This window comes from Synechocystis sp. LEGE 06083, from assembly GCF_015207725.1.
GTDB classification, from domain to species: Bacteria; Cyanobacteriota; Cyanobacteriia; order Cyanobacteriales; family Microcystaceae; genus Synechocystis; species Synechocystis salina.
On record NZ_JADEWJ010000244.1, the window covers coordinates 1 to 6,216 of the forward strand.

At 49.8% G+C, this 6,216-nt stretch carries 6 protein-coding genes; 3 read left to right on the forward strand and 3 right to left on the reverse strand.

The window, feature by feature from the left end:
- The coding region (locus IQ219_RS15755; protein ID WP_255512834.1) for a penicillin-binding transpeptidase domain-containing protein at positions 1–228 on the forward strand (228 nt) is incomplete at its 5' end.
- 43 nt (positions 229–271) lie between these two features.
- Complete coding sequence (locus IQ219_RS15760) at positions 272–1,426, forward strand: serine hydrolase (RefSeq protein ID WP_194073234.1); 1,155 nt, start codon at positions 272–274, stop codon at positions 1,424–1,426.
- 143 nt (positions 1,427–1,569) lie between these two features.
- Here the strand turns inward: IQ219_RS15760 and IQ219_RS15765 are convergent, their stop codons facing one another.
- From IQ219_RS15765 to rpsP, 3 genes are all read right to left on the reverse strand, one after another.
- Positions 1,570–3,744, reverse strand: coding sequence for a glutamine synthetase III (locus IQ219_RS15765; protein ID WP_194073235.1), 2,175 nt, complete (start codon positions 3,742–3,744; stop codon positions 1,570–1,572).
- A gap of 235 nt (positions 3,745–3,979) precedes the next feature.
- Complete coding sequence (locus IQ219_RS15770) at positions 3,980–4,336, reverse strand: KH domain-containing protein (RefSeq protein ID WP_194073236.1); 357 nt, start codon at positions 4,334–4,336, stop codon at positions 3,980–3,982.
- A 40-nt stretch (positions 4,337–4,376) separates the two neighbouring features.
- Entirely contained in the window at positions 4,377–4,625 is a 249-nt protein-coding gene (gene rpsP, locus IQ219_RS15775) for a 30S ribosomal protein S16 (protein WP_190599633.1), read from the reverse strand.
- A 290-nt stretch (positions 4,626–4,915) separates the two neighbouring features.
- Here rpsP and IQ219_RS15780 point away from each other — a divergent pair.
- Positions 4,916–6,216, forward strand: a 1,301-nt coding sequence (locus IQ219_RS15780; RefSeq protein WP_194073237.1) for a hemolysin family protein, incomplete at its 3' end; no start/stop codon positions are given.

Consider the following 6,216-nt stretch of genomic DNA (forward strand, 5'->3'; position numbering starts at 1 on the left):
GATATTATGATCACAGAAAAAACTCCAGAATATATCATCCGGGCTAAGACTGGTTGGTTTGGTTTTGGTGATTATTCCCGGCCTAACATTGGTTGGTATGTCGGTTATGTAGAAAAAGAAGACAATGTTTACTTTTTTGCCACCAATATTGATATTCACGCTGAAAATGATGGCCCAGCCCGCCTGCAGTTAACCCGCCGCTGTTTAACTGATTTAGCTATACTCTGACTAGCTTTTGGGAAATTTTTCCTCGCCTAGGTGGGGCTTATGTATGGACTTTAATCTTAAACGTCGCCGCCTGTTGGCCCTATTAGCTGCCTCCGCTTGGTTCGGGAGCCGCAAAAGTTTGGCCTCTCCGGCGATCGCCGACAATGGGGGGACTACATTAGGTCCAGCGGCGGAAATTCTGGCTATATTGGCAGAATCAAAGCAAGAATATGGCCTTTCTGCTTTGTTATGCGGTATTTGGCAGGGAGAAAAAACAATCATCTCCACGGCGATCGGTAATTCCCAAACTAATGTGCCTGCTACCACTGCTATGCATCTCCGGGCTGGGGGAGTTACCATAACTTGCATTTGCTTGGTGCTATTGAGATTGGTGGACCGGGGACTGGTCAATTTAGATGATTCGGTGGCCCGTTGGTGGCCAGAATTACCAAGGGCAGAAACAGTTACCCTCCAACAATTAGCCAATTCCACCTCCGGCTATCCAGACTTTGAGCAGGACCAGACTTTCATCGACGCCAACAATTACAATCCTTTCCGTCAGTGGCAAACCCAGGAATTGCTAGACATTGCCTTTGCCACTCCCCTCCTGTACGAACCGGGGGAAAGCTGGAATTATTCCCACACAAATTTTGTTGTTTTGGGGGAATTGCTCCAAAGGATCACGGGGCAACCCATGGATAAATTACTGGAGCAGGAAATTTTTGCGCCCCTGGGTTTGGGGCACAGTAGTTATCCCCATAGCAGTGAAATTCCGCCGCCGGTCTTACACGCTTTTAGTCAAGATCGGGACGTTTTTGAAGACTCCACCTACTGGAACCCTTCCTGGACTTCCTTCTCTGGGATGATGATTTCGACTCTAGGAGATCTCGGTATGCTAGCCTTGGCGATCGCCAAAGGTTCCTTGCTATCCCCCCAAGGCATTCAAGCTCAAATTGCCCCCACCACTGTGGGTTTGGGCACAAATAGGGCCGACCTCTACTATGGTCTGGGCATTGTTTACGCCAATGGTTGGTTGGTACAAAATCCACACTTTGGTGGCTATAATTTATTTCTCGCCGCCCTGCCGTCCCAATCCTTAGCCATGGTAGTGGCCACCACCATCGGACTTAATTCCTCTGATGAAGCCCACAGCACGTTGATTGCTAGAAAGTTGGTGCAATCTTTAACCCCAAATCAGCCTATACCCAACTTTGGCTAGAAAAACCCCCCTAGAAAAAACGACCCACAACGAAAAAAACATAATCGCCGTCGGGGCCGTATCTCCACAAGTATTCGGGTTGCGACCGGCTATTGATCTATTGATCAGTACCGGCAACCCCAAGTTGTTTAATCGAGATTTGACTATTTAATAAACAACATTTCCTGGTAGGTGGGCAGGGGCCAGTAACTATCTGCAACTTCTGCCTCAATGCCGTCGGCATAAACCCGAACTTCATCCATTAAAGGACGTAGGGTTTGGGCATAGTATTGCATTTCTTCCTCCGTTGAAGCAAAGCCATGTTTTTCATAGGCACTGCTTAATTTATCAACGGTGGAGATCATTTTGTTGGCTAATTCGGCAATGGTTTTAGCACTGCTTTTATCCAGTTCAATACCCATGCTGCCCAGGCTAGCGATGGTGCCAGAAAGCTTCGACAGGTATTCGATCGCCGCGGGGTAAATCAAGGTTTTGGCGATGCTGATGACGAGTTTTACTTCTACGTCGATGGACTTAATGTATTGCTCGGCATAGACCTCAAAGCGGCTTTCCAATTCCACTGGGGTCAACACACCGGTTTTTTCAAACAACTCCTCGATGTATTTTTCCTTGAGCACTGGTAGGGCATCGGCGGTGGTGCGGAGGTTAGCCAGACCCCGTTCTTCCACAGCCATTTTATGCCATTCTTCGGAATAACCATTGCCACCAAAAATCACCTGGCCATGGCTTTCCATAATTTCCTTGAGTACCGTCAAGATAGCGGTCTCCAATTCCAATCCCTTGCCCAATTCGGCCTCCAGGCGATCGCCAACCCAGGTCAGGGACTCCGCCAACATGGTGTTGAGCACAATCAGCGGGCCAGAAACGGACTGGCTAGAACCCACCGCCCGAAATTCAAAGCGGTTGCCAGTGAAAGCAAAGGGAGAAGTCCGGTTCCGATCGCCGGCATCTTTGGTCAAGTCGGGCAATACATCAACCCCCAGGTCCATCACGCCTTTTTTCTTGGAGTCTTTCACACTGCCGGTTTTGATTTGTTCAAAAACCTCTTCCAACTGGGTGCCCAGGTAAACGGATATGATGGCCGGAGGTGCTTCGTTGGCCCCCAAACGGTGGTCATTACTAGCCGTGGCGATCGCCGCCCGCATTAGAGGGCCATACTTATGGACACCCCGGATTACGGCACCGCAAAAGACCAGAAACTGGGCATTGTCATGGGGAGAATCGCCGGGATCGAGCAAATTCCCCTGGGTGGAGTTGCCCACAGACCAGTTGACGTGCTTACCGGAACCATTGATGCCAGCAAAGGGCTTTTCGTGCAATAGACAGACAAAGCCGTGTTTTTTGGCGGTATTTTTCAACACCGTCATTAATAACTGTTGGTGGTCACTGGCTACGTTAGCCGCTTCAAAAAAGGGCGCAATCTCAAACTGACCAGGGGCAACTTCGTTATGGCGGGTTTTGGCGGGAATGCCCAATTTATAAAGGGTTTCCTCCACGTCCTGCATAAATACCTGTACCCGTTCGGGAATGGCGCCAAAATAGTGGTCGTCAAATTCTTGACCCTTGGCGGGGGCTTTGCCAAATAAGGTCCGACCGGCTAAGAGTAAATCGGGACGTTGGCTAGCAAAATTGGCATCAACGAGGAAATATTCCTGCTCCGCCCCACAACTGGAATTGACGTGGGCTATATTTTCGTTGCCTAAAAGTTTGAGCACCTTATTGGCCGCTTTATCCATGGCGGCAATGGAACGCAACAAAGGCACTTTTTTGTCCAATGCTTCCCCGGTCCAGGAAACAAATACCGTAGGAATACAGAGGGTAGAACCATTATCTGTTTCCATAATGTAGGCGGGACTAGTTACATCCCATCCCGTGTAGCCCCTAGCTTCGAAGGTATCCCGAATGCCACCGTTGGGGAAAGAAGATCCGTCCGGTTCCCCCTGCACCAAAACTTTGCCGGAAAACTCCGAGATAACATTGCCATCCCCTTGCACGGAAATAAAGCCATCATGCTTTTCCGCCGAGAGGTTAGTCATGGGGTAGAAAACGTGGGCGTAATATAAAGCCCCTTTGCCCATAGCCCAATCCCGCATGGCCGTGGCCACCGCATCGGCGATCGTGGGATCCAGCTTTTCCCCCGTCACAATGGTATTTTTGATGGATTTGAAGACGTTCTTAGGGAGGCTCGCCTGCATCTTGGTTAGATTGAAAACGTTCTCGGCCCACATGTCTTCCAGCCGAGGTACAGTTTTGCAGGGAGCCGTAGGTCGGTTAACGATCTTGTTAATTGATTGGGTGCGGGCGGCGTTTCCAGTCATGGACGAAATCTCTATTTCAGAATTTACAGACCCCCCAATCATACGCAAGATAATTTTTTAAAATAGACAATATAGATACAAAAACAACGACCCCTTCCTTTCCTGCCAGGGAGAAATGAAAGCGGGCCGGTGCCATGGGGCCATAATATAAAAAAAATTACAAACAAATAGCTTTGCCTAAGGACAAATTAGAAAAATTTCCAGGGCATGTTTTATCAAGAAAAACTAGTCTCCCCTAGTAGCGGTTAACGGACTCTCCCCGACTGCGGGAACGACGTACAGGGGCAGGACCAGCAGAGGAGCGACGGCGGCGCAGGGGGGTTGATTTCCCAATGGAATCGGTGGCGTATATTTCTAGGAAGGCCGACTGTTGCACCTGGTCGGCGGCAGTGGTGAGCAGGGTGCGAATGGTTTGCAAACTCCGTCCCCCCCGGCCGATGAGTCTTGCCCGGTCTTCGTCCCCTAGGGCTAACCGAATCCAAACCCGGCTATTTTGTCGAAACACCTCACAGTCCACCTTCAGGTCATCGGGCTTTTCCAAAAAGGGGCGGACAAGAAACTTGACCAATTCAACGTAGTTTAGGGTAGTCACAGGGGGCAAACGTTGGTAAACACCACGGAAAAAACCGGCACTAAGCTTTTAGCTGTTCAAAAACCTGGGCTTTGGTCAAAATGGAGCGGACGGTTTCGGTGGGTTGGGCCCCTTCTTTCAATCTTTTGACGATCGCCGGTACGTCAAGACGAGTTTCATCGGTGCGGGGATTGTAGAAACCTAATTCTTCCAGGGGGCGGCCATCCCGACGGCTGGTGCTGTGCATGGCGACGATCCGATAGCTCACTTCACGTTTTTTGCCAAAGCGTTTCAGGCGGAGTTTAATCATACTAACTAAAAATAGATTGGGGAAAATTTCGCGTTTACCATTCTAACCTATTTTTTGGGGCCAGAATTTTTCGGGGCGTAAATTGTCAGGGGCCCTGTTCCCACCGCCGCAGATAGCCATGGGAACAGAGCTTGCCCAACGGGGTCAAGGATCCTGGGCCTTCCCCTGGGGACAAACTGGCTCCAGAGCACAGACAGTCGGGATGTTTTCTTCTATGATTGATGGTTGTCGTTAGCCACTCCCCACCGACTTTATCCCCGGCCTACCGGATTCATATCCCTAAAAATTGAATGTTTTCCTCTTCTGTTGAGCTGGAACTTTTTTTCATCTTCGTTTTGGTGGTGTTAAATGGAGTTTTTTCCGGCTCGGAAATTGCCATCGTCTCAGCTCGTAAGATTCGTTTGGAACAGTTGGCAAAGCGGGGTAATCGCAAAGCAAAGCTGGCACTGAAGCTGGCCACAGCCCCCAATAATTTTTTGTCGGCGGTGCAGATTGGCATTACCCTGATTGGCATTTTGAGTGGTGCGGTGGGGGGCGCAACGGTGGCCCTGCGGCTGGCGGATTTTCTCAACAATATTCCCCTACTAGCTCCCTACGCCAGTCCCCTCAGCATTTTTCTGTTGGTGAGTTTTATTACCTATCTATCCCTGGTGGTGGGGGAATTGGTGCCCAAGCGCATTGCCCTCAGTCATCCCGAACAAATTGCCTGTGGCGTGGCGCCAGCGATGCATTTGGTGGCTAAGCTCACCGCCCCCTTCGTATATCTTTTGGGGCTTTCCACTGATGCGGTATTGCGGCTATTTGGCATCACTAGTAGAGAAGTTAGCCCGATTACGGAGGAAGAAATTCGGGTCATGATCGAACAAGGTGCCCAGGCCGGCATGATTGACGAAGCGGAACAGGAAATGGTGGAAAGGGTTTTTCGTTTGGGGGACCGCCCCGTTAAAACTTTGATGACTCCCCGCACGGCGATCGCCTGGTTAGATGTGGAGTCAGATTGGGAAGAAAATCAACAGGAAATCCTCGATACTCCCTATTCTCGCTTTCCGGTGGGTAGGGATAGCCTGGACGAATGTTTAGGATTTGTGCGGGTAAAGGATATTCTCAATAGCCAATGGTCTGGGCAAAAAATTAACCTGGAAGAAATTGTTCAGCCTCCCTTATTTGTGGCGGAAAATACCCGTTCCCTCAACGTTTTGGAAATGTTCCGGGCTTCCGGTATCCACCTGGCCCTAATTACGGATGAATATGGCGGTATCGAAGGATTGGTCACCCTCAATGACCTGATCGAGGCGATCGTGGGCAGCATTCCCAATGACGACGAAATTCAAGAGCCCCAAATCATTCAACGGGAAGATGGTTCCTACCTGCTCGACGGCCTACTGCCCATTGACGAATTTAAGGAAATTTTCGACATTGAAACCCTCTCCAATGAAGAGGAAGGGCATTACCATACCCTAGGGGGCTTTGTGATTGAAAGCCTGGGTAAAATTCCCCAATCAGGGGAACATTTTGTTTCCGATACCCTACGGGTGGAAGTGGTGGATATGGACGGTATCCGCATTGATAAGGTGCTAGTTAGTCAATTACC